The following is a 25711-nucleotide window of genomic DNA, read 5'->3' on the forward strand; positions in this document are numbered from 1 at the left end:
GTGGTGCTCAGTTCACGCTGCTGCTGGGCGCCTTCCGCAGGCGACGGCGCGGTGTGATACGGGCACTTGGGGCTGTTGTTATCGGACTGGCTCATGGCTGGCTCCTGCGGGTGAAGACGGGGTGGAACATCTTCACTCGACTTTAGCTAGGGCCAGATGAAATGAATAATCGAATGAATCATTCACTTCTATAGCTTTTGCCTATCGATTGTCGGGAATTCATTGCCGGGGCCTTGTTCCGGTCGCCCGGCGGCTCGCGTCCCGACACGCTCCGATCATGGGCCAGCAGTGCTCGATTCGACGATGCGCACCGGGCGCGCTAGGCCGTCGAATGCATCCACATAACGACGATGAAGCATCCCGTCCCGGCGCAGCTGGGTGTCCTGCATCGGCCGGATCTGGGTGGTCAGCGGATTCCCGCGTGGCGCCAGTTGCGTTCCATAGCGTGCGGGGTAGGGCCCCGATGCGGCTGCCTTCACATACCGGGTTTCCTGTACCACCAGGCCGGCACGGCGAAGGCGCTCGATCTGCAGGTCGCCGATGTTGGCGGTGTAGTCGTTGCCGAAGACATACTCGGCCTGCACGCCGTCGGGCCGGTTTTCCCAGGTTGTTGAAACGCAGTTGGAGGTGCAGCCACCGGTGAATGACCAGTGTGGTGAGTATGTGTACGTCCAGGAGGCGGGCTGGATGCCGGGCCCGGACAGGGTCTTGGATACCAGCGACTTGGCCATGTAGGCATTGGGAATGCCGAATGAGCCAAACCCGAAGTTGGAGGAACTAGTGCCGATGATGCCGCAGCTGCCAGGCGTGTTGTCCGATCCGTGGATCAACTGGCGAAGCGAGAACACCCCTTGTGCGCCGCTGGGATGGCGCATGGTGATCACATCGTTGAAGGCCGGGTCGCCGGCATCTTCCGAGCGGAATCCCGTTGCATTCTGCGCGCAGGAATTCATGTAGAAGCCTGGATTCAGGACGGGGGGCACCATCGTCCACGGCATGGCGCCCACATGGCGGTCGGTGGAGAAGGTCCAGCGCGACTGGTCGGGAAGTACGACTTCGTTGAGCGTGCGCCCCCAGTAGCTGTCGACGTAGTTGTAACGCCAGGTGCGATCCCCGGCCCGGACGGCGCCGATCTTGCCCTGCGCGTCATAGTCGATATCGATCCGGGCTCCGTCATTGGAAATGATCGCCAGCAGGCGGGTCGGGTTGGCACCGTCGTAGCTGTAACTGACCCAGTTGCCGTGGCGGTCCTCGACACGTGTCGCGTAGAGGAAGACATCGACGACCGGAACCAGCAGGTAGGGCTGCGATGTGCCATTGCCATTGCCATCACGATAGTACTCGTTGGCCAGCACGTCGTGCTGGTCGCGGACCGCCATCCAATCGAAGAAGTAACGGGTGCCATCGGTGGTCCGCACCACAAAACCTTCGCCGGTTCCATTCCTGATGGCTGGCAGGCAGCTGACGCGCCACTGGCTGGCCGAGGTGCCAATGTAGGTTGCCCCATCCTGGGGCAGGCTTGCCCCTGCTTCCTTCAGCAAAAGGGATTCATAACCGACCGCAGGGAGGTTGATGAAGATGCCGCTCCAATAGGTGTGCTTCGGGATGACCCGGGTGTTGAAGTCCGGTGACGGGCCCACCCACTCGGTCGGGGACAGGTTGCTGCCGCTGCAGCGGCCGCCGCCCGCCGCATTCCAGCCCCGGCGTTGATCGTAGGAGCCCATCATGTAGGGGGCATCGATCTCCCAGGACGCCCCCAGCGGGGCGGCAGCGCGATCCAGTCCCTGTTTCTGCTTCGGCGTTGTGCGGGTGAATGCGACCCGCATTCCACTGCTGGTCGGCACCACGACATCGGTCTGCGAGAACTGCAGCGTGCCATCCTTCCTGTTTAGGGAATCACCAAACAGATCATCGCCGAGCGCCGCGACCCGCGCACCCCGCAGGCGTTCGTCGTAGGTACGCTCGCTGCTTACGAATTCCTGTGCATCGGCCACGCCACACACCAGCAACAACGCTAGAACCGTACGCCGCATGTTCGTTCCCTCGTGATCGAATCCCCTCGCTTCGATGCCGCGGCATGTTGCCCGGCCCCATTGCATGCCGCTGGGATCGCAGTTTCAGTGACTGTGCGGAACGGCGCCCCAGCTCCCCTGTGGCGGTCTGCGTGGCCGAGTATGCAGGATTCTCCGCGGTGGCTTCCAGGGGGGCATGGTGCCCCCTGGCCAGGCGCACTTACAGCAGCGTTTTCAGCCGGTACAGCGCTTCCAGCGCCTGCTTCGGCGTCAGTTCGTCCGGATCGATCGCCGCCAGCGCTTCCTGCGCCTTGCTGGACGGCGCCGCGAACAGCCCGAACTGCTGCGGGGCATCCAGCGCCTGCGGCGCCAGCTCGGCGGCGTGGCTTTCAGCGCCGCGCTGTTCCAGCTCGGCCAGGCGACGCCGTGCCTGCGCCACGGTGGCGCGCGGCAGGCCGGCCAGTGCGGCCACCTGCAGGCCAAAGCTGCGGTTGGCCGGGCCGTCCTTCACTGCGTGCATGAACACCAGCGCTTCGCCGTGCTCGACCGCGTCCAGGTGCACGTTGGCGATGCCGCTGCGGCCGCCCTCGTGCTGTTCGTCGGCCAGCGCGGTCAGCTCGAAGTAGTGGGTGGCGAACAGCGTGTAGCAGCGGTTCTGGTAGGCCAGGTGGCGGGCCACCGCGTCGGCCAGCGCCAGGCCATCGTAGGTGGACGTGCCACGGCCGATCTCGTCCATCAGCACCAGCGAATGGGCGGTGGCGTGGTGCAGGATGTAGCTGGTCTCGGCCATCTCGACCATGAAGGTCGACTGCCCGCGGGCAAGGTCGTCGCCGGCGCCGATGCGGGTCAGGATGCGGTCGATCGGGCCGATCACCGCCCGGCTGGCCGGCACGAAGCTGCCGATGTGGGCCAGCAGCACGATCAGCGCGTTCTGCCGCATGTAGGTCGATTTACCGCCCATGTTCGGGCCGGTGATGACCAGCATGCGACGGTCCGGATGCAGGTCCAGGTCATTGGGTTCGAACGGCTGTTCGCGTACCGCTTCGACCACTGGATGGCGGCCGCGTTCGATCTTCAGGCACGGCTCGGCCTGCAGCTCCGGGCGCGCCCAGTCCAGCGCCTGCGCGCGTTCGGCGAAGGCGGCCAGCACGTCCAGTTCGCTCAGCGCAGCGGCACACTGCTTCAGCGGTTCCAGCTGGTCGCCAAGGGTGTCCAGCAGCTGCTCGTACAGGTACTTCTCGCGCGACAGCGAACGGTCGCGCGCGGACAGCACCTTGTCCTCGAATGCCTTCAGTTCTTCGGTGATGTAGCGCTCGGCATTGGTCAGCGTCTGGCGGCGGGTGTAGTGCACCGGCGCACGATCGGACTGGCCCTTGCTGATTTCGATGTAGTAGCCGTGAACGCGGTTGTAGCCCACCTTCAGGGTGGGAATACCGCTGCTCTCGCGCTCGCGCAGTTCCAGGTCGACCAGGAACTGGTCGGCATGGGTGGACAGCCGGCGCAGCTCGTCCAGTTCTTCATCGAAGCCATCGGCCAGCACGCCGCCGTCGCTCAGCTTCAGCGGCGGCATCTCGGCGATGGCGCTGGCCAGCAGCTGCGCGCACGCGTCGTGTTCGCCCAGCGCCGCATGCAGGGCCTGCAGGCGCGGCGAGTCCAGCGGGGCCAGCACTTCGCGCACCGCCGGCAGCAGGCCCAGGCCGTCACGCAGGGTTGAGAAATCGCGCGGGCGCGCCGAGCGCAGCGCGACGCGGGTGAGGATGCGTTCCAGATCGCCGAGGCGGCGGAACTGCTCGCGGATGTCGGCGTCCGCACCGCGATCGATCAGGGTTTCCACCGCGTGGTGGCGCTGCACCAGCACCTCGCGCAGGCGCAGCGGGCGGTGCAGCCAGCGGCGCAGCAGGCGCCCACCCATGGGTGTCACCGTGCTGTCGAGCACGCCCAGTAGGGTATTGCGGGTATCACCGTCGACACGCGTGTCCAATTCCAGGTGGCGGCGGGTGGCGGCGTTCATCGCGATCGCCTCGCCGGCGGTTTCCATCGCGATCGAAGTCAGGTGCGGCAGGCGCTGCTTCTGGGTTTCCTCGACATAGCCGAGCAGGGCGCCGGCGGCGGCGGTGGCACGGGACTTGTCATCGATACCGAAGCCGCTCAGATCGTGCAGCTTGAAGAAGTTCAGCAGCTGGCGGCGGCCGCTGTCCGCGTCGAACAGCCACGGCGCACGGCGGCGCACGCCGGTGCGCTGGCGCAGGAACTCCGGCCAGTTCTCCTCGTCGGGCACCAGCAGCTCGGCCGGCTCCAGCCGTGCCAGCTCGGCTTCCAGGGCGTCGTCGGTCTCCACTTCGTTGACCAGGAAGCGGCCACCGGCCAGGTCGGCCCAGGCCAGGCCGTAGCCCTGCTTGCTGCGCGACAACGCCATCAGCAGGGTGTCGCGGCGCTCGTCCAGCAGCGCTTCGTCGGTGACCGTGCCGGGGGTGACGATGCGCACCACCTTGCGTTCGACCAGGCCCTTGGCGAGCGCCGGGTCGCCGATCTGCTCGCAGATCGCCACCGACTCGCCCAGCGCCACCAGCCGTGCCAGGTAGCCTTCGTAGGCATGCACCGGCACGCCGGCCATCGGGATCGGTGCGCCGCCGGAGCTGCCACGCTGGGTCAGGGTGATGTCGAGCAGCCGCGCGGCCTTGCGCGCGTCGTCGTAGAACAGCTCGTAGAAGTCGCCCATGCGGAAGAACAGCAGCAGGTCCGGGTAGTCGGACTTGGCTGCGAAGAACTGCTTCATCAGCGGGGTGTGTTCGGCGGACTTGTCTTTTGACATGGGACTCGTGGATCAGGGCGTCCGGCCACGCCGGGCGGCAGCGGCAGCGGAGCGGGTACAGGGCCGTCCATGGTAACTGCTGGGGCCGGTGGGCGCCGCTGCGGTTGGTGGGCATTGCCCGTGCGGAGCACACAGTCAGGCCGGAACCAGGGTGATCTGCCGGTGGCTTGCGAAGATCTCCATTACGATCTCGAAGTAGGTCTGGCCCTGGCCTCGTTGCAGGGCGTCCAGCTGGAGCGCAATGGTCCGCCTATTGAAGGTGCCCGGGGCTTCCAGCTTGGACTGCAGCCACTGACATGTGGTAGTTCGTCCCAGTGCGGCGCGGCTGTGCTCGATATCACCCCAGATCACCGTGGCCCGGTCGTGGCCGGCCAACACCCCATAGCCGCCATGCAGCAGGTCATCCAGGGCGTCCAGGCTTGGCCCGAGCTGCCAGTTCTCGCCGGCCATGAACACGCGGTTGATCTCCGCGTACAGGCTGGGGATGTCATTGATGGCGGCGCCTTCAATCTGTAGGACGATGGTCATGCGGCGACTGTAGCGTCAGCAGGCGGAAGCTGGCGTGCTGTAGTACCAGGGTTCGCGCCATGGCCCGAACGCGCAGCGTCCCGGGCGTTTGCGGCGTGTTGCCCCGCAGTCGACTGAATTTGCAATCTTTCCTATAGAAGTTCCTGAGGCGGCCGATACCCTTTGCGCCTTTCTGCGCTTCGCGTAGCGGCGTGCTGTCGCCTGTGCGTCGGCAGACCCGAATCAAGCCGGCACGTCGATGCCTTGTCCTTTTCCGGACAGAGCGCCTGACGGCCTGCATCAATATCAGGAAAACACTGTGCGGTCAGGGAAGAAGCGGGCACGACAGGCGTGCCGTGGTGGTGGGTGGGTGGTGTTGCTTGGCATGACCTTCGGTGTTGCCGCCCAGCAGACCGGTGATCCAGCCGCGCAGGAACTGCTGAGGCAACAGGAACGCGAACGCGTGCTGCGCGAGCAGCAGGAACAACGCCCCGACGTCCGCCTGGAGCGGAACGCGCAGAAGGAGGGCGACCGCCTGCCGGCGCAGGAGCGCCCCTGCGTGCGCATCGATCGCATCGTGCTGGAAGTCGAGGACAGCCAGCGCTTCGGCTGGGCACTGGCGGCTGCCGACCCGGTCGACGATCCGGCCACAGGCCGTTGCCTGGGGACCGAAGGCATCAACGTGGTGATGAAGCGCGTGCAGAACGCGATCATCGCCCGCGGCTATGTCACCACGCGGGTGCTGTCGGCACCGCAGGACCTCAACCAGGGCACGCTGACGTTGTCGGTGGTGCCAGGCCGATTCCGCGAGGCCGTGTTCTCCGACCCGCAGGGACGGCATCCGGCCCTCGCCAATGCACTGCCGATCCGCAGCGGCGGCCTGCTCAACCTGCGCGACATCGAGCAGGGGCTGGAGAACCTGCAGCGCGTGCCCACCGTGAGCGCCGACATCAAGATCGCACCGGCCGACGGCGAGGGCGCGGCGCCAGGCCAGAGCGACCTGCAGATCGACTGGACGCAGCGCTCACCGGTGCGCGCCAGCGTCACCCTGGACGATGCCGGCAGCCGCGGCACCGGCAAGCTGCAGGCCAATGCCACGCTGTCATTGGACAATCCGCTGGGCCTGAACGAGCTGTTCTACATCAGCGCCGGCCGTGGCGTGTTCAACGGCCGAGGCAAGGACACCAACAGCTGGACCGCGCACTACGACGTGCCCTACGGGTATTGGCTGTTCGGTGCCACCGCCAGCGCTTACGACTACAGCCAGAACGTGGTTGGTGCCTTTGAAAGCTATGACTACAGCGGCCGCAGCCAAAACGCCGAAGCGCGGGTAGACCGGCTGTTGCTGCGCAATGCCAAGGTCAAGTTCAGCGCCTACGCGCGCGGCTGGCAGCGAGAGTCGAAGAACTACATCGACGATACCGAGATCGAAGTACAGCGCCGCCGCACCGCGGGCTGGGAACTGGGCCTGACCCACAAGCAGTTCATCGGCAACGCCACGCTCGATGCCAGCGTGGCCTACCGGCGTGGCACGGGGGCCTTCCACGCCTTGCGCTCGCCAGAAGAGATGGCGCAGCAGTGGGATCCGACGCTGCCGCTGGAAGGGACCTCGCGGATGAAGCTGATCACCGCCGACGCGCAGTTCAGCGTGCCGTTCCAGCTGGGCAGGCAGCGCCTTCGCTACACCGCCGCATGGCGGGCGCAGTGGAACCGCACGCCGCTCTCGCCACAGGACCGCTTCGCCATCGGCGGCCGCTATACCGTGCGCGGTTTCGATGGTGAAAGCTCGCTCAGCGGTGAGCGCGGCTGGTCGCTGCGCAACGATCTTTCGCTGGGCATTGGCGGTGGCCAGGAGTTCTACGTCGCCGCCGACTACGGCCGCATCGGCGGCCCATCCGCGCAGTGGCAGTCCGGCCGTGACCTGGCGGGCATGGCGCTGGGCCTGCGCGGCGGCTGGCAGCAGCTTTCCTGGGATGGCTTCGTCGGTTCGGAACTGCACAAGCCCGCCCATTTCCCCACCGACTACACCACATTCGGCTTCAGCCTGGCCTGGCGCTACTGATCTGCCACAAGGACACGTGACATGAACACTATCTATCGTCTGGTTTTCAACCGCGCGCTGCGCGTCTGGCAGGTGGCGTCGGAGCTGGTGAAGGGTGGCGGTGGCCTGGTCGGCCATGTGCCGCGCCGGCAGAGCGCCGCGCTGTCGCCGCTGGGCTTCGCACTGATGTGCTCACTGGGCTGGGTCAGCATGGTAACCCCTGCACTGGCGCAGTCCGATGCGCGCATCATTTCCGACCCCAATGCGCCGGGCCGTGAACGGCCGACGATGGTGACGGCCCCCAACGGTGTGCCGATGGTGAACATCACCACGCCGTCGGCGGCGGGTGTGTCGCGCAACCGCTATTCGCAGTTCGATGTCGGACGCGAGGGCGTCATCCTCAACAACGCCCGCGGCCAGATGCAGACGCAGCTGGGTGGCTGGGTGCAGGGCAATCCGTGGCTTGCCACCGGCAGTGCGCGGGTCATCCTCAATGAAGTGAACGGTCCGGCCAGCCGCCTCAACGGCTACGTGGAAGTGGCCGGGCAGCGCGCCGAGGTGATCATCGCCAACCCGGCCGGCATCCAGGTCAACGGCGGCGGCTTCCTCAACGCCAGCCGCGTGACCCTGACCACCGGCACGCCGATGTTCACGGGTGCTGGGGCACTGGAGGGCTACCGCGTCACCGGTGGTGCGATCCAGATCGATGGAGAGGGTCTGGACACCAGCCGCGCTGACTACACCGACCTGATCACCCGGTCACTGAAGGTCAACGCCAGCATCTGGGCCAACCAGTTGCAGGCCACGCTGGGCAACAACGTGGTCAATGCCGACCACAGCCAGGCCAGCCTGATCCCGGCCAACGGCGAGGCACCGACCTTCGCGCTGGACGTGGGCGCTCTCGGCGGCATGTTCGCCAACAAGATCTGGCTGGTCGGCAACGAGCACGGCGTGGGCGTGCGCAATGCCGGCAGCATCGGCGCGCAGGCCGGTGAGCTGGTGGTGACGGTGGACGGCCGCCTGGAAAACACCGGCGCACTGCAGTCACTGCAGAACGTGCACTTGCAGGCGCGCGGTGATCTTGCAAATGCCGGCACCATCGCCGCCACGCGCGAGGTTGCGATCACCACCGGCGGCACGCTGGACAACAGCGGCGGCAAGCTCAACGCACAGCGCCTGCAGGTCGAGGCGCAGGGCCTGCGCAACCATGGCGGCACCATTGAACAGACTGGTGTGCAGGCGCTGGCGCTCAAGGCCGAAGCGGCCCGCAACCGCAGCAACGGTCTGCTGGGTGCGCTGGATGCCGTCGCGTCCGGTGGTAACGGCGGTGGCCCAGGGGGCGGCACGTCGCCGGGCAGCGGCGGAGGAACGCCGGGAACCGGTGCCCCGGGTACGGGGACGCCGGGTACCGGCGGCGGCTCGACCGGCACGCCGACCTCGCCAGTGGTACCGATGGCCGAGGGCCTGATCGCCATCGCCGGCATGCTGGACAATGACGGCGGCAGCATCGCCAATGGTGGTGCGGTATCGCTCGCCGCACGTGCCGGACTCGACAACAGCGGCGGTCGCCTGGGAGTGAGCGCGCTGCAGGCTGGGGGCGAGCTGCGCAATGATGGCGGCACGCTGCAGGTGCATGGCGATGCCGCGTTGCATGTGGGCCTGTTGTCGAACCAGAAGGGTGCGCTGAGCGTAGCCGGCGGCCTGCGGCTGGATGCGCAGTCGCTCGACAACCGCGGGGGTGAACTGCGGCACGCCGGCAAGGCGGCATCGTCGTGGACGGTGCAGGGTCTGTTCAACAATGACGGCGGCCTGCTGGCCACCAACGCCGCGCAGTTGGCGCTGCAAGCAGGCCAGGTCGGCAATGCCGGTGGCCGCATTGAACATGCCGGTGAGGGTGGCCTCACGCTGGACACGGGTGACTGGGCTGGTCCCGGTGGACGGCTGAGCACGGTGGGGCGCCTGCACTGGACGACTGGCAACGCCGACCTGCGCAACGGTGCGCTCAGTGCGGCGGGATTCGACATCGTGGCTGGCATGCTGGACAACCGCGGCGGCAGCCTGCTGTCGCTCGGAACCGGTGCCAGTTCGGTGAAGGCGTCGAACCTGGACAACGGCGCAGGTGGCACGTTGGCCGGCAACGGCGACCTGATAGTGACCGCGACCACGCTCGACAACAGCAAGGGCCTGGTGCAGCAGGCTGGCACCGGGAGCTTGAGCGTGCAGGCCGATACGCTGCGTGGCAGCGAAGGGCGCCTGCTCAGCAACGGTGCACTGGTGCTGTCCGGCGGCGAGCTGGATGTGAGCGGCGGTACGACGTCGGCGCAGAGTGTGCAGATCCACGCCAGGGCACTGCGCAACCGCCAGGGCCAGATCGTCTCGCAGGGTGTCTCGGAGCTGGCACTGGACGTACGCGATGCGCTCGACAACCAGGGCGGCAAGATCGTCGGCAACGGCGGCCTGCGCATCGACACCGGTCGCATCGACAACCAGAAGGGCACGCTGCAGTCGGCCGGTACGCACGGCGTGGCGCTGACGGTGCGCGACACGCTGGATAACAGCGGCGGCGGCATCTCCGGCAATGGCCAGGTGCAGCTGCAGGTTGGCAGCCTGGTCAACCAGGGCGGCAAGGTGCTGGCGGCAGGCAGCAGCGCGTTGCAGGTGCAGGCCCGAGTGCGCTTGGACAACAGCAACGGCGGCCGCCTGGCCGGTACCGGTGATCTGCGGCTGCAGGCGGCAAGCCTGGACAACCGCAGCGGTGCAATCGAACACGCCGGCGGCGGTACGTTGCAGATCCGCGCCGACAGCCTGCAGGGTGCGGGCGGCCGCATCCTCAGCCAGTCGGCGCTGGAACTTGAGGGCGGCGACCTGCTGCTGGGGGCCGGCAGCACTACCCAGGCAGAGCGCATTGCCATCGATGCGCAGCGCTTGGACAACACCGGCGGCAACCTCAGCGCGACCGGCAACGACGCGCTGCGGCTGCACGTGGCGCAGGGCGTGGACAACAGTGGCGGCACGATCGCCGGCAACGGGGCACTGGATGTGCAGGCCGGTGAACTGATCAACCGCACGGGCACGCTCAGCGGCGCCGGAACGGCCGACAGCACGTTGCAGATCGTCGGTGCGCTGGACAATCACGAAGGCACGATCGCCAGCAACGCCAACCGCCTGACGATCGCCGCCGCACGGCTGGACAACAGTGGCGGCAGTATCCGCCAGGCCGGCAACCAGGGCCTGGACATCACCACCGGCCGCCTGGACGGCAGCAAGGGCACGCTGGTCTCCTCGGCCACACTGACCTTGCGCGCCGACGACGTGGATCATCGTGACGCGACGCTGGGCGCCGATCGCTTCGACCTTGAGGCCACCACGCTCGACAACGCCGGTGGCCGCATCATCGCCAGCGGCGAAGGCGCCAGTCGCGTCAAGGCGACGGCGCTGGGCAATGCCGGTGGCACGCTGGCCAGCAATGGCGACCTGACCCTGCTGGCCCGGACGCTGGACAACAGTGCAGGCAGGATCCAGCACGCCGGCAGTGGCCAGCTGCAGGTCTCGGCGCAGGCCCTGCTGGGCAAGGGCGGCAGCGTGCTCAGCAACGGCAGCTTCGTGCTGGATGGCGCCTCGCTCGATCTGAGTGGAGCGACCACCTCGGCGCGTCGCGTCGCCATCAGCGCCGACACCCTGACCACCGCCGGTGGCACGCTCACCGCAACCGGTGACAATGCGCTGCGCCTGCGCGTACAGGGTATGCTGGACAATCGCGGCGGTTCACTCGCCAGCAATGGCGCGCTGGATGTCATCGCGCAGCAGCTGAACAATGCGCAGGGCACGCTGCAGGGCGCAGGCACCGGGCACTCCACGCTGGCGATCGGCCAGGCGCTGGACAACCAGAAGGGCCGGATCCTGCTCGGCGGTGCCGGCACAGTCACCGCGGCCAGCCTTGGTAACCAGGGCGGCACCGTGCACGCGGGCGGCAGCGCGCTGGTGCTGGGCGTTGACGGTCGTCTCGACAATGGCGAGCAGGGCCTGCTGTCCAGCACCGGCATGGTGACCCTGGACGCCGGCAGTCTCGACAACCGCCACGGCACCCTGGTCGCTGGCAAGGACCTGACGGTGACCACGGCGGCAGGCGTGGACAACAGCGACGGCGCGATGCAGGCCGGCGAACGGCTGCAGCTGCAGGGTAACGGCCTGGACAACCAGCGGGGCACGCTGCTGGGTGGCCAGCTGGACATCGAGACCCGCGGCCAGCGGCTGGACAACCGCGCCGGCACGCTGGGTACGCAGAAGGGCGCGCTGAGTGTGCACAGTGGCGTTCTGGACAACCAGGGCGGTCGCGTGCAGTCGGCGGCCGACCTGACCATCAACACGGCCGGGCAGGACATCGACAACCGTTTCACGGCCGGCAGCGGTGGGCTGCTGGCGGCCGGGAAGCTGCAGCTGGAAGGCGGTGTGCTGGACAACCGTGGCGGCGCAGTCAATGCACAAGGCGATGCGCGTCTGCTGCTGGCCCGCGTTGACAACAGTGCCGGTGGAACACTTGCCAGCGCTGCGGATCTTTCGCTGCGGGCGGCGAGCCTGGTCAATGCCGGTGGTCGCGTGCAGGCCGGACGCAACCTCGACCTGACCCTCGACGGGCACGTGGACAACGCCGCCGGCGCGATCGCGGCCGGCCAGCGGTTGACCCTCACGGCCGCCAGCGTGGACAACCGCAACACCCGTGGCGGTGACGGCACGCGTGGGCTGCAGGCGGGCCAGCTGCAGTTCGGTGCACAGTGGCTGGACAACAGCCAGGGCCAGGTCGTCATCGACGGCAGTGCGCGGCTGCAGATCAACGGCCAGCTGCAGAACACCGGTGGCGTGATCAGCACCGGCGGCAACCTGGACAGCCAGGCGGACAACGTCGCCAACAGCGGTGGCCTGCTGCGCGCTGATGGCAGCCAGAGCCTGGTGGCACGTGCGCTCAGCGAAGATGGCCAGGTACATGCGCAGCGTGACCTCGGCCTCACCCTGCAGCAGGGCATGCGCCACCGTGGCGAATGGATCGCCAACGGCACGCTGTCGCTGAACCTGTCCGGCGACCTCGACAACCAGGGTGTCGTGCGCGGTGGCAACCTCGACCTCAACGCCCAGAACATCACCAACGCAGCCTCGGGTGAGATCTCCAGCCAGGGTACGACCCACCTCAATGCCCGTGGCCAGCTGACCAACCGCGGCCTGATCGATGGCGCGCTGACGCACCTGGAGGCCGGCGAGATCGACAATCTCGGCACCGGGCGCATCTACGGTGACCACGTGGCGATCTCCACCGGCGTGCTGAAGAACCGCGCCGAAGAGACCGGTGGTGCCACCCGGGTCGGCACCGTGGCCGCACGCGAGCGGCTGGACCTGAGCGTGCGCGAACTGCAGAACACCGGCAAGGGCCTGATCTACAGCGGCGGTGATGCGGCCATCGGTGGCGCGCTCGGCGCCGACCGGATCGCCAGCGGCATTGCAGGGCGGATCGACAACATCAGCTCGGTCATCGATGTGGGCAGCAATCTGTCCATCGATGCGCAGGTGGTCAACAACATCCGCGAGAACGTGGCGATCGCCCCGACCCAGGTCAAGACCATCGACACTACCGTCAACATGATGGTGGCGGCATGGCAGAAGAACTCGAAGAACACCGCAGGCACGGTCAGCGATACCAGCAATTACAAGGCCTGGGAGTTCTACTACATCGCGCCGGAAGACGTGCTGCAGGACGAGCCCTACATTGCGCCGGACGGCACCCGCCTGGGCAAGGCGGTGGTTCGCCTGACCGCGAGCACCTCGCGCTTCTTCTTCGGCTCTGGTGGATTGGGCTATGACGTGCGCGGTGAGCGCTGGCGCATGGATCCGGTCAACGGCACCGTCACGATCTACTACGTGAGCAAGGGCACTGCCGCCAATCCGGACCAGGTGCCGGGCGGCGATCCGTTCGACGTGCTCAAGTCGAAGGAGAAGTTCACCTACCAGAACGACCGCCTGACGTTCTCCAGCGCCTACGGCACCTGCAGCACTACCTGCATCCAGTTCATCACCCCGGCGTCGTTGAGCAATCCCGATGCGACCATCGTCGGTCGCCGCCAGCACACGCAGGAACACGGCCTCAATGAAGAAAAGCGCGTTGCTCACCACGTGGCCCATGAGGACCAGCTGCAGCCCGGTGCCGGTGCCGATGCGGTGATCCGTTCCGGCGGCAACATGCGCCTGTCGGTGGACGAGCTGAACAACCGCTACGCGCAGATTGCTGCGGGCGGCAATCTGCAGATCGTCGGTCACGGCGCCGACAGCCGTGTCAGTAACGTCGGTCTCGAATTGTTCCGCACGCATACCTTCAACAACACCTCCATCGCCTACGACGGCACCCGAACGCAATGGACCGCCGAGCCCATCTCCGAAAAGATCGGCCAGCTGGGGGGCCAGATTACCGCCAACGGCACGTTGAGCATCGATGTCGGTGACCTGAGCAACCTCAACCAGGGGCGCAAGGCACCGAACGTGCAGAACGGTTCGGCCATGGCCAACCTCAACGTGCAGGGGCCCAAGGCGCTGCCGGATGGGCCGGGCCATGGCGGTGCGCAGGGGCCCGGCCAGTCCACCGGCACCGGTGCCAAACGCGCGCTGGCGCAGGCGGCCGATGCCGCCGGCACCCAGCAGGGCGGCAGCGTCGGCGGTGTGACCGGCAACAGCGGCACGTCCGGGCCGCGCGTGGTTGCGGCCAGCGGCGGATCGCCGGACCGCATCGCGATGGGCGCACCGGACACGCGCGCGCCGAGCGCCAGCCTGTTCAACGTCAATCCCAACGGTGGCCACTACCTGGTCGAGACCGATCCGCGCTTCACCGACCACAAGACCTGGCTGAGCTCGGACCACCTGCTGGGCCAGATGGGCTACTCGCCCGATACCGTGCAGAAGCGGCTGGGTGATGGGTACTACGAGCAGAAGCTGGTGCGTGAGCAGATCGGCCAGTTGACCGGTCGCCGCTTCCTCGACGGCTACGCCAGTGACGAGGCGCAATACCGCGCGCTGCTGGAGGCTGGTGCCACGGTGGCCAGCGAATGGGGCCTGCGCCCCGGCGTGGCGCTGACCGAAGCTCAGATGGCACAGCTGACCAGTGACATCGTCTGGCTGGTCGAACAGACTGTCACCCTGGCCGATGGCAGCACCACCACCGCGCTGGTGCCGCAGGTCTACCTGCGCCTGCGCCCGGGCGATCTGGACGGGCAGGGTGCACTGCTGGCCGGCGCCAATGTCGATATCAAACTGGGCAATGGCCTGGTCAACACCGGCAACATCGCCGGCCGCAAGCTGGTAACCATCGATGCAGGCAACATCGAGCATCTGGGTGGCAGCATTTCCGGCCAGTACGTCGGGCTGTCGTCGGACAAGGACATCCGCGTTGCCGGTGCCACCGTGACGGCCACCGATGCGCTGTCGGTCAAGGCCGCGGGCAATGTCACGGTGGCCTCCACGGTGGAGACACAGCGGGGCGGTGGCACCTACCAGTACGAGACCAACCGCATTGATCGGGTTGCTGGTCTGTATGTGACCAACCCCAGTGGCGACGGCATGCTGTCGGTGGTGGCTGGCGGTGACATCAGCCTGCAGGCCGCACAGATCCGCAACGCCGGCGCCGACGGCCTTACCCAGCTGGCCGCAGGCGGCACTCTGGATGTTGGCGCGATTGCGCTGGAGGAACGCCGCGACGCCACCTTCGATGAGCGCAACCACCAGCGCAGCAGCAGGACAACACATGCTGCCAGCTCGGTGCAGGGCGCTGGCGATGTGGTGCTGGCCGCTGGCAAGGACATCAACCTGGCCGCCGCGCAGATCAAAGCGGCGGGAGGTCTGGCATTGCAGGCCGGTGGGGACATCAACAGCCAGGCGCTGGTGGACAGCGAAAGCCGCGATTTCTCCAGTGCGGGCAAGCGCAGCTCGCTGCAGGTCAGCCAGCGTGATGAGATGGTGCGCGGCAGTCAGTTGTCTGCTGACGGCGGAATCGCACTCAGTGCAGGGCGCGATGTGAACCTGGTAGCCGCAGAGGTACGAAGCGAACAGGACGCGATCAGCATTGGTGCCGGCCGTGATGTGAATCTGAAATCCACGCAGGAAGAGCACACCTGGGAGCAGGATACGCAGCGCAAGAAGCGAGGACTCACTTCCACTACGCGTACCGCAACGCACGATGCAACCCAGGACGTACTAGCCGTTGGCACGGTTCTGTCGGGTGAGCGGGTCAGCATCGGCGCAGGTCGTGACATCACAGCTGAGGGCGCCAAGATTGCGGCCACCGGCGACGTAGTGATGGCTGCCAAGGGCAATCTCAGTATTGTTGCTGCGGAGTCCACTCATTCCGAACAGCACAGCAGCGATCGCAAGAAGTCCGGGCTGCTTGGAGGGATGAATGGCAGCTTCGGGGTTACGTTCGGTAGCCGAAGCAGCGGCAACAGCAGTTCCCTCACCGAAACGATCGCAGAAGGAAGCATCGTCGGCAGCGCGCTGGGCAGCGTGACGCTGACTGCGGGCGAAACGCTGCACATCGGGGGCTCCGATGTGCTCTCCAGGAACGGAATGACGTTGCTTGGCAAGGATGTGCGTATCGATTCGGCAGAACAGTACTCGGAGTACAACGACAGGAATTACTTCAGGCAGTCCGGTCTGAATGTTGCCGTGGGCGGCGCGACCGTTGATACGATTCAAAGTGCACGCGCTGTGTATGCCTATGCCAAGCGTGCAGGCGAGGTCGAAGATGATCGCCTCAAGGCGCTATATGCGTACAAGGCGGCCCAGGGTGCAGTTGCGGTAGCCCAGGCTGCGGGGCAGCAGTCGGGCGACGGCGGTGGCGGCGCCGGATTGAACGTCCGCGTGACGGCAGGAACCCAGCGATCCCAGTCGGAAACGACGATGGAGCAGACAACCCATCGTGGCAGCACATTGCACAGTGATGGCGATGTGGTCATCGCAGCCACAGGCGGTGATCTGACGGTGGTGGGCAGCAACGTGTCCGGTCGCAATGTGGACCTCGTGGCTGCCAGGGATCTGGTTGTCAGAAGCAGCGAGGATCGCTACGCCCAGGACAGCAGAAACCAGTCCCAGGGTGGAGAGATCGGTGTTGCGATCAGTGGAAGCAGCGGCGGCGGTGCTGCGATCGGTGTCTATGTTGGTGCCAATGCCGCGCGTGGCAAGGCCGACGGGAACGGCACCATCCATAACGAAAGCACCATCAAGGCCGGGGATCGCCTTACGTTTGCGAGTGGTGGAGACACGACTCTGCAGGGTGCACAGCTGGTTGCCAACCAGGTTATCGGTCAGGTGGCGGGCAATCTGACGTTGCGCACAGAACAGGACACGGATAGATACAAGAGCCAGCAGCTTGCGGCGAAAGGTGAAGCCACGATTGGCTATGGCTTCGAGGGTAGTGCTAGCGGCAGTGCCGCCATGATCGACAGTGACTACCGTAGCGTCCGAGAGCAGACGGGAATCGCCGCCGGCGACGGGGGCTTCCAGTTGCAGGTGGGGGGCAACACGCATCTGGTCGGGGCCGTCATCGCAAGCACCGCGGATCCCTCGAAGAATCTGCTGTCGACGGGCAGCTTGACGGTTGAGGATCTCAAGAACCGGGCGGAGTTCCTTTCCGCCTCGATCAGTGGCGGTACCAGTGGCGGCGGGAGCCCTTCAGACGGGTTCAATTTCAACCCCTCGGTGATGCCGGGCCTGCCAACGGGTGACAGCAAGAGCTCCACCACGCGAAGCGGCGTGGCCGACGGCTCGATCGACATCCGAAATGGAGACAACAGCACGCTGGCAGACCTGCAGCGCGGCGTAACCGGTTTGGACAACGCCAATGGATTTGCGCCCATCTTCGACGAGAAGATGGTTCAGGAGCGGCAGGAGCTCACGCAGATCCTGGGGGAGATCGGCTTCAAGGCCGTCGGCAATCTGGCTTCCAGGAAGAGTGCGCAGGCCAAGGTGGACCTGGAAGTTGCGCGCGCCAATGGCGATGCCGAGGCCGAGGCCGATGCCCTGCGGCGGATCAGTGAGTGGGGTGAAAGCGGGCGCAACAAGGTCCTGCTGCACGGCCTGACAGGCGCTGCCGTTGCAGCATTGAGTGGCGGCGATATTGGCGGCGCCGCTGCGGGTGCCACCGGTGCCGCGCTGGCCAAGGAGGCGATGACACGCTTCCTTACCGGTCAGGGCATGGATCCGCGAAGTGGTGAGTTCAACAGCTTGATCGAACTGGCCAGTGCTGCGTTGGGCGGGGTCGTGGGTGGTACCGATGGTGCGGGCACGGCGTTGCTGGGTGATCAGTTCAATCGACAGTTGCACCCTGATGAAATCAATTTCCTGGCCGCAAAGGCAAAGGACTTCGCCAATCTGCTGTTCGGATGCGGGGAAAGCTGTAGTGCCGATCAGGTCAAGGTGGCGCGGGGGCGTCTCTTGCGCGAAGCCTACGCACGCGTAGATGACATATATGGCTCCTACAAGTCAGACGCTGCTGCGTCAAGCTTCATCGGCTCAAACCCAATGGCGTTCGTTGGTCCCGATGGTCAGCAGCACGAAGGATTCATTGAACTGGACAATGGCCGCCGCAATGACCACAGCCTGTACAAGGATATGCTTGGCACCCGACGAGCGGAATTCAGTCTGCTGACGGAAGCACTGCTGGACGGTGGGAAAACCGAAGCGGCGTTGAGGCTGGACTACAATCGGCAGCTCGCTGAGCTCGCCACGAGTGCTCGTGGCCGCGATGGAGTGATGATCCTCGAAACTTTCAGTGGAGAAATCGGGGGGTGGGGCTCAGTAGTAAAAAATGTACTGAAGGGGGATGGCGAGTCTGCAAGCCTTGCAGCTGCGCCTCTTCTTATTTTCACCAAGGTGCCGGGGGCCAAGGTTGCAGCGGAAATTGCGGAGACTCTCGCTGCGCAGGCTGTGAAGGCTTCTGCTACGCAATCCGACGCCGTGATAGCCCGAGCTGGTCGTCCACTTTGGAGCTCGACGAATTCAAAAACACCTGTTCAAAACGCTTACAGTCATTGGGTCAAGCACAAGAATGAATTCCCAGAATTCAACAGTGCGATCGACTACTACGTTGGGGCGAGAAAGTTCTTTGACTCTCCACCGCCTGGAACGCTGCAGAAAATTCGTCAAAATGGTGACACGATTCTTTATAATCCGACGACTGGTGTATTTGGTGTGAGGGCTGCCGACGGTACGCCAAAGACAATGTTCAAGCCGGACCCTGCAACCCACAACTACCCATCAAATCTGGACTACTTCAATGCACAATGAGTTAAGTTGTCGAATCTGTGGTTACATTTCCGATGCGCCCCATTGGGGTGAGGACGGGAAGACCCCCGATTTTGAGCTGTGCGCTTGCTGTGGGGTCGAGCATGGCTATCAAGATTGCAACAGAGTGTCGTGCCTAAAATACAGGGAAAAGTGGATCGCCGAAGGGGCCCGGTGGGAGGAGCCGAAGATGCGCCCAGATCAATGGAACTGGGAGGAGCAGCTTAAGAATGTTTCGGATGAATATTTGTAAGTATTCGTAATTCGAAGTTCGAAGTGAAAATAGGATTCGCTGTCAGACCTGCGGTGCGGCATCGACAGGTTGGCAATAGTGGCCTTGTTTGGAGGTCTAAAAGCATTCATCGTAATGGCGGGGCTATTTTGCATGGTCAAGGGAATAATTTCTGCGTGTACAGTGTGAAGATGTATGGTCTGCCCGCGTTGTGAGCAGGGTGATGTGTTTGAGGCTCGTGTCAAGGAGAGTGGGGTTCAGATTTTTGTCTGCGACGAATGTGATGCTGTATGGTTTTCTTTGAGTGACATCGGCGTTTCTCCGTTCCGGGATCTTGAAACCTATCTTGAGGAGAATTCAATTGCTCCATCTTGGGAGTCAATTTCCGTGGAGGCGCCTGTGATGCCTTGATGCACGCGACGGTTTTTATCTGGTGAAACAGCAGGAGCATGGGTCGGCACTGATACAGGGTGGGCCATTTGACAGTGGCTGGATGCAGCAAGCCGCAAGCCGCGTATGAGCAAGAAGTAGGTACGACCTCAGATGGAGTCCTGTGTGCTTCATCAAGTGCTACGCCGTGACGTGCGGGTTCCGCTTTGTGCTCTCCTTCCAGTTCGAGAGTACCTATGCAGCAAGGCTCGGGAAGAATCTGGTCTTCCCGGGGCCGGCTGCCCGTAACGCCCGACAACCCGGTCGCAGCTCCTAGCCTGATTTCACCTCGCTTCACGTGGCGATATACCTTATGAATATATGGCGCAGCCTCCGGCCTGCGCGCGGCCACCACTTCGACTGTGGTGACTGCCAGCAGCCAGCGCACCAACAGCGAACAGAGCCATTCGACCAGTGATGCCCGCGTCAGCCAGTTGGCTGCAGGCGGCGATCTCACGTTGATTGCCAACGGCGGCTCGATCCTCAGCCAGGGCACGCAGATGTCGGCCGAGGGCAACGCTGTGCTGCTGGCCACCAAGGACATCGTGTTCGACGTGGCCCACAACACCGAGCGCAGCGACAGCAGCAGCCGCGGCAAGGGCTGGGGCTTTGCCAACAACACCAGCGGCCTACCGTTCGGTACCAACAACTCGCAGAGCCAGGGCAGCGGTAGCAGTGACACCATCACTGGCACGCAGCTGTCGGTCGGCGGCGGCGTGCGCATGGCCACCACCGAGGGCAACATCAGCCTGACCGCAGCCAACATCGCCGCCGAGAAGGACGTGAACATCCGTGCGGCCGGTGATCTGCGGGTCCGCAGCGGGCAGGATACGGTCAGCAACGCCAATACGTCGGACAGCAAGGCGATCGGCACGGTACAGATATCGGATACCGAGAAGTTCTCCGGCTGGCACCGCGAGCAGCACCAGGACGACAGCGCGCAGGTGTCACAGGTGGCCAGCAGCATCGGCAGCCTGGGCGGCAGCGTCAACCTGACGGCTGGCGGCAAGTACACGCAGACCGCCAGCAACGTGGTGGCGGCCAAGGACGTGAACATCACCGCCGCCGAGATCGAGCTTTTGACCGCCGACGAGAGCGGCCACTACTCGCAGAGCGACAAGGACCTGAAGATCGGCGTGTTCGCGCGGGTGAAGTCGCCGTTGATCGACCTGATCAACAACGTGGACGCGGCCCGTCAGTCCGATGATCGCCTGCAGAAGATGCAGGGCATGGCAGCGGGCGCCAACGCGTATCAGGCAGCCAGTGCGATCTCGGCACTGTCCGGCCGTGGCGGCAGTGGCGAACTGTTCCGTGCTGAAGCAGGCATCGGCTTCAAGACCGCCAACAGCAGTGCAGATGGCAGCAGCATGGTTTCGCGTGGCTCCACCATCCAGGGCGGCGGCAACGTCAACCTCACCAGCACCCAGGGCGACATCCATGTGGTGCAGGGCAACCTGAGTGCAGGCAACACCCTCAGCCTGGATTCGGCCGGCGACATTCTGCTGGAAGCAGGCAAGGCGCACGTGGCAGACCGCAGCAAGAGCAGCAATGCCGGCGCCGAAGTGGGTGTTGGCGTTGTGGTGGGGGCGCAGACGGGCGTGTATGTGTATGCCGAAGCCAGCGTGGGCAGCAGCAAGGCGAACTCGGACAGCAATACCTGGCAGAACACCACGCTGACCGGCCAGAACATCTCGCTGAAGGCCGAGGGTGACACCATGTTGCGCGGCGCGACCGCCACGGCTGACCGCATCGACGTCAAGACCGGCGGCACGCTGACCATCGAATCGCTGCAGGACATTGCCGAGAGCATGTCCAGGAACAGCCAGGTGGGCGGCCGCGTGCAGGTGGCCTTCGGCAACGCGTGGAACGCCGATGGCTACGCCAGCGCAGGCAAGGCCGAGGGCAACTACCAGGGCGTCGGCCAGCAGAGCGGCTTGTTTGCAGGAAACGGTGGCTATCACGTGGATGCCGGTCACGTGAATCTGGTGGGCGGGGCGATTGCCAGCACCCATGCGGGCAACAGTGAACTGACTGCGGGCTCGCTGACATTCACCGACCTGCAGAACCACATGGACTATACGGCCAGCTCCGGCAGCATCAGTGGTGGTGCGGGCGGGCAGATGGATGGCTGGGCGCCCAAGCCGGGAACTGCCCGATTTGTCTCTCAAACAACCTGAATCCGTTCTTCAGGCGTACTCGCAAAAGCGAATTGATGACCTCGCACACCAATACAATAGCAAGTCATTGGATCCTAAGGATTTTCAGCTTAATCTTGGTTCAAAGGTCTTGAAGGCCGATGCTCAAGTCAGTACGGGTGCTCCGGTTTATATTGGTGCAAGCACATCCGATGTCATGCTGTATTTCAGACAGCTGACTGGAACTGATCGCATGCCTGTCGCGAAGGTCGTACCTGGAAAGGGTCTTCTTTATACGGCAACCACGAGCTCTGGTGCAAAGATAACTCTTAGAGATTTTTCAACGAGCGCGCAGAAGACTGGTGCTAGTTGGACAATTGATGTGCAGGATAAATCCATAAATAATGGAAAGCGAGTAGAGGTGAAGTTCAAATGAAAGACGGGATTCATTGTGCAGTGGTGACTTCTTCGTTTGGGTTATCAATGGGTGCCGTCTGGCAGCACATGACGATGGAAATGGGAGGTGTTGGGATCTCCGAAAGAAAAGACGCGTTCTTCGAGTTGATGGGTCGTTTGTTGAGGGAAGGGAAAGTGAGGCTTGCAACGGACGGGGTGTTCTTGCAAGGCGACTGGAGGGAGCAGCTGACGCTAATCTCAAACGCTTGGCCCGAAAATCCTGGTGAAGATGATATCGATGGATTCGGCCTCTGGTTCTTGACCGATGCTCCGGCGGGTCTGGTTTGGATCGGCGCAGATGGCCGTGAACAGTGGACGTAGTAGTCCGATTCATGTCGGTGGCGCCCGATGATCCTGACGAATGGGTCAGGGCTTGTAACGACACCGAGCTTTGATGAAGCTTGCTTGAGTCGAAGCCGGTGCCGATCTGGGTTTCGGGCTGCGCGCTCTGGACTCGATCCAGGCCGTACTCCGACGGTGCCGACGGCCTGCGTGGATATCTTCCAGCATCCAACACCGGCTTCGGATTCAGCATCGTCGACCCGCCGGAAGCTGTCGTTGCGGAAGGGATTGAAGCCAAGTGGCAGGTCGGCCTGCTCGGCTCGTTTCATTTCCGCGCGAGCGGGTTTGAAAGTGCCTGGGAGGAAATCTGCCGCTTCATCAATCGTTACGCTGCGGCGTGCGAGTTCCGGTTTGTGCTCTCCTTCCAGTTCGAGAGCATCTATGCGGCAAGGCTCGGGAAGGATCTGGTCTTCCCGGGGCCTGCTGCTCCGTAATGCTGGATGCCGGGGCGGCAGGCCCGGGCCTGATCCCATTCTCGGTACACATGGCGATATGCCTTATGGATATAACGCGTTCGTGGGTTTTCTGATTTCACACCTGTCTGCACAGTTCCAGAGTTTTAGATCGATATAATAATATCGACCCATAAAGTTTCCCCTGCCTGCGCCGCCATCGATCATACGGCCATGATCAAGGGAATTGAGATGCTCGCCTTACGCAACCTTCGAGTGGGATCCCGGCTGGGTGCCGGGTTCGGTTTGCTGCTGCTGTTCATCGTGGCCATCGTTGGCCTCGTGCTGTACGGAAACCACCTGAAGTCCGCCCAGTTCGAGAAAGTGGTGGACGTCAACATGGTGAAGATGCGGCTGTTGAACGACATGCTGGATACCAACAACGCGGTGCTGATGCATCGCCGGCTGATGGTGATCAAGCGCGGTGAGGATTTCGACAAGGATTATCAGAAGGCGCAGGAGCTGTCGCAGACCTACGACGGTATCTGGGCCAAGTACATCAAGATTCCACGCGACGCCACTGGTGATGCCCTGGTGGCGAAAATCGACGCGGCACGCAAGGCCACCGACGCCTCCACCCAGCATCTGCACGAGCGCATGAAGGCCGGTGATTTCAACGGCGCGGCCAAGGAACTGCTCGCCGAGCACGGCTTGGCCACCGCATGGAATGAGGCGATCTCGACCCTGCTGCGGCATCAGGAGACACTGACCGAGCGCAGTCGCGAGGAATACCGTTCAACCGAATCCTGGACCGGCACGTTGTCGATCGTGTTCGGCGCGTTGAGCCTGCTACTGGGCTCGCTGGCCGCGTGGGCCATCACCCGCAGCCTGACCCGCCCGCTGGAAGGTGCGGTGAAGCTGGCCGACGGCATCGCCAACGGGCGGCTGGACAACAGCATCGACGCGTCCGGCAACGATGAGGTGACGCAGCTGCTCAGGTCGATGCAGCGCATGCAGGCGCAGTTGCAGTCGGTGATGGCGGCGCAGGGCGAGCTGGCCCGCCAGCACGACGCGGGCAGCCTCAGCTATCGCATGGACGAGAGTGCTTTTCCTGGCGACTACGGGCGCATGGTGCACGAGACCAATGCGCTGGTCGGCTCGCATGTGCAGGTGCAGAACCGGCTGATCGAAGTAATGAAGCATTACGCCCGCGGTGATCTGTCAGTGGACATGGATCCGTTGCCGGGCGAGAAGGCCGCAATCACCCAGGCCATGGACGAAACCAAGACCAGCCTGTCGGCGATCAACGGTGAGATCCGCCGCCTGGCGACGGCCGCAGCCGCCGGCGACTTCAGCCTGCGCGGCGATGAAGATCGCTTCGCCTATGATTTCCGCGACATGGTGGCCGGGCTCAATCGCCTGATGCAGACCACCGACGAGAACCTGGTGCAGGTGTCGACCCTGCTGCAGGCGATCTCGCGCGGTGACCTCACTGTACGCATGCAGGGCGACTTCCACGGCGTGTTCGCCCGCATGCGTGATGACTGCAACGCCACCGTCGATCAGCTCAAGCAGATTGTCGGCCGTATCCAGTCCAGCGCGTCCAGCATCAACCTGGCGGCAGGCGAGATCGCTTCGGGCAACAACGATCTGTCGCGGCGCACCGAGCAGCAGGCGGCGAACCTGGAAGAGACGGCTGCGTCGATGGAGGAACTGACCTCCACCGTGAAACAGAACGCCGAGCACGCACGCCAGGCCAACCAGCTTGCCATCGGTGCGCATGGCGTCGCCTCACAGGGCGGCGAGGTGGTCGGCCAGGTGGTCACCACCATGTCGGCCATCGAAGCCTCGTCGAAGAAGATCGCCGAGATCATCAGCGTCATCGACGGCATCGCGTTCCAGACCAACATCCTGGCCTTGAACGCGGCGGTGGAAGCTGCTCGTGCCGGCGAGCAGGGCAGGGGCTTTGCGGTGGTGGCCAGTGAGGTGCGCACGCTGGCGCAGCGCTCGGCCGGTGCGGCCAAGGAGATCAAGGGCCTGATCGAGGATTCGGTCGGCAAGGTCGCCGATGGATCGGCGCTGGTTCGTCAGGCCGGCACCACGATGGGCGAGATCGTGGCCTCGGTGCAGCGCGTGACCGACATCATGGCCGATATCTCTGCCGCCTCGCAGGAGCAGAGCTCGGGTATCGAACAGGTGAACTAGGCGGTGGTGCAGATGGACGAGACCACGCAGCAGAATGCGGCGCTGGTGGAAGAAGCCAGCGCGGCGGCACGCTCCATGGAGGAGCAGGCCAACCTGCTGGCCGAAGCGGTGTCGGTGTTCCGCACCGGTGCAGCCGCGGCAGCCGTATCGGTCCCGCGCGCGCTTGCGGCGGTAGCGGCCTCGGTCACGCCGGTGAGACGCCCGGCGGTGCTGTCACCGCGCATCGAGCCGACGTTGGCTGCCAATGCGGGTGGCTGGGAAGAGTTCTAGCAAGGCAGCACGCCGGTAGGGAGACGGCGCCCATCACGATGGCTGATCGTGATGGGCGCGGATTCTCTTCCTGAACGCGCGATGGCCGATGAGGCGGTGGACACGCGCATTTCACTTCCGGTTGCCAACCGCAGGAGGACACTTGCGCCATACCGGAACTCAGGAGATGGCCATGAAGACCTCGACCCGATTGCTTGTGCTGGGCACGCTGCTGGCGGCTTCGCCGGTGGCCGGTGCGCAGACGTATGGGCCGCGCGATGAGGGACGCAAGTTCAATGACGGCAGCCGCGTGGTCTGCAAGAACGTGGAAGTGCAGCGCAACTCGCGCGATCCGAACCGCATCACGGGTACCGCTACCGGCGCAGTGATCGGCGGCCTGCTGGGCAACCAGGTGGGCGGCGGTAACGGCAAGAAGCTTGCAACCGTGGCCGGCGCCGTGGCCGGTGGCGCGGCCGGCCGCCAGATCCAAGGCAACCAGCAGCAGAAGAACGGTGACCGCGTGGTTGAACGTCGCTGCGAACGCGTCTACCGCTGATCGGTCACAGCCAGACCTCGTTTCCCCTTCCAC

General features: G+C 64.5%; 9 protein-coding genes and 2 pseudogenes. 8 read left to right on the top strand and 3 right to left on the bottom strand.

Features of this window, described 5'->3' with window-relative positions; genetic code table 11:
- Nucleotides 1-275: 275 nt before the first annotated feature.
- The 3 genes from Q9Q79_RS06150 to Q9Q79_RS06160 form a co-directional block, all read right to left on the bottom strand.
- Nucleotides 276-1994: a wall associated protein gene (locus tag Q9Q79_RS06150; protein ID WP_227415825.1), complete on the bottom strand. Its 1719-nt coding sequence runs from the start codon at nucleotides 1992-1994 to the stop codon at nucleotides 276-278.
- Nucleotides 1995-2232: 238 nt separating this feature from the next.
- Nucleotides 2233-4824 carry a DNA mismatch repair protein MutS gene (gene mutS, locus Q9Q79_RS06155; protein ID WP_099561621.1) on the bottom strand — a complete coding sequence of 864 codons (2592 nt, stop codon included), beginning with the start codon at nucleotides 4822-4824 and terminating at the stop codon, nucleotides 2233-2235.
- Nucleotides 4825-4959: 135 nt separating this feature from the next.
- A complete protein-coding gene (locus Q9Q79_RS06160; RefSeq protein WP_005408640.1) occupies nucleotides 4960-5352 on the bottom strand; it encodes a barstar family protein in 393 nt (130 codons plus the stop codon).
- A 364-nt stretch (nucleotides 5353-5716) separates the two neighbouring features.
- Between Q9Q79_RS06160 and Q9Q79_RS06165 the strand changes: the two genes are divergently transcribed.
- The 8 genes and pseudogenes from Q9Q79_RS06165 (at nucleotide 5717) to Q9Q79_RS06200 (ending at nucleotide 25678) form a co-directional block, all read left to right on the top strand.
- Nucleotides 5717-7393, top strand: coding sequence for a ShlB/FhaC/HecB family hemolysin secretion/activation protein (locus Q9Q79_RS06165; RefSeq protein ID WP_236672557.1), 1677 nt, complete (start codon nucleotides 5717-5719; stop codon nucleotides 7391-7393).
- A 21-nt stretch (nucleotides 7394-7414) separates the two neighbouring features.
- Entirely contained in the window at nucleotides 7415-18685 is an 11271-nt protein-coding gene (locus tag Q9Q79_RS06170; protein WP_286245570.1) for a hemagglutinin repeat-containing protein, read from the top strand.
- A gap of 981 nt (nucleotides 18686-19666) precedes the next feature.
- Nucleotides 19667-21520 (top strand): annotated as a pseudogene (locus Q9Q79_RS06175) (hemagglutinin repeat-containing protein); the annotation flags it as partial.
- Complete coding sequence (locus tag Q9Q79_RS06180; RefSeq protein WP_141097972.1) at nucleotides 21501-21914, top strand: hypothetical protein; 414 nt, start codon at nucleotides 21501-21503, stop codon at nucleotides 21912-21914. The pseudogene Q9Q79_RS06175 and the gene Q9Q79_RS06180, both read left to right, overlap by 20 nt.
- A complete protein-coding gene (locus tag Q9Q79_RS06185) occupies nucleotides 21911-22255 on the top strand; it encodes a DUF596 domain-containing protein (RefSeq protein ID WP_024958502.1) in 345 nt (114 codons plus the stop codon). Before Q9Q79_RS06180 ends, Q9Q79_RS06185 begins: the two co-directional genes overlap by 4 nt.
- Nucleotides 22256-22335: 80 nt before the next feature.
- Nucleotides 22336-22710, top strand: coding sequence for a hypothetical protein (locus Q9Q79_RS06190; RefSeq protein ID WP_236672559.1), 375 nt, complete (start codon nucleotides 22336-22338; stop codon nucleotides 22708-22710).
- Nucleotides 22711-22920: 210 nt separating this feature from the next.
- Nucleotides 22921-25143 (top strand): annotated as a pseudogene (locus Q9Q79_RS06195) (methyl-accepting chemotaxis protein).
- A 166-nt stretch (nucleotides 25144-25309) separates the two neighbouring features.
- A complete protein-coding gene (locus Q9Q79_RS06200) occupies nucleotides 25310-25678 on the top strand; it encodes a glycine zipper 2TM domain-containing protein (protein ID WP_012479547.1) in 369 nt (122 codons plus the stop codon).
- Nucleotides 25679-25711 lie beyond the last annotated feature (33 nt).

It is taken from the genome of Stenotrophomonas sp. a6 (genome assembly GCF_030913325.1).
GTDB classification, from domain to species: Bacteria; Pseudomonadota; Gammaproteobacteria; order Xanthomonadales; family Xanthomonadaceae; genus Stenotrophomonas; species Stenotrophomonas maltophilia.

Bases quoted from the DNA above. Each gene is read 5' to 3' on its own strand.
- mutS (WP_099561621.1), bottom strand. From the start codon at position 4,824: ATGTCAAAAGACAAGTCCGCCGAACACACCCCGCTGATGAAGCAGTTC.
- Q9Q79_RS06160 (WP_005408640.1), bottom strand. From the start codon at position 5,352: ATGACCATCGTCCTACAGATTGAAGGCGCCGCCATCAATGACATCCCC.
- Q9Q79_RS06165 (WP_236672557.1), top strand. From the start codon at position 5,717: ATGACCTTCGGTGTTGCCGCCCAGCAGACCGGTGATCCAGCCGCGCAG.
- Q9Q79_RS06170 (WP_286245570.1), top strand. From the start codon at position 7,415: ATGAACACTATCTATCGTCTGGTTTTCAACCGCGCGCTGCGCGTCTGG.
- Q9Q79_RS06185 (WP_024958502.1), top strand. From the start codon at position 21,911: ATGAAAGACGGGATTCATTGTGCAGTGGTGACTTCTTCGTTTGGGTTA.
- Q9Q79_RS06200 (WP_012479547.1), top strand. From the start codon at position 25,310: ATGGCCATGAAGACCTCGACCCGATTGCTTGTGCTGGGCACGCTGCTG.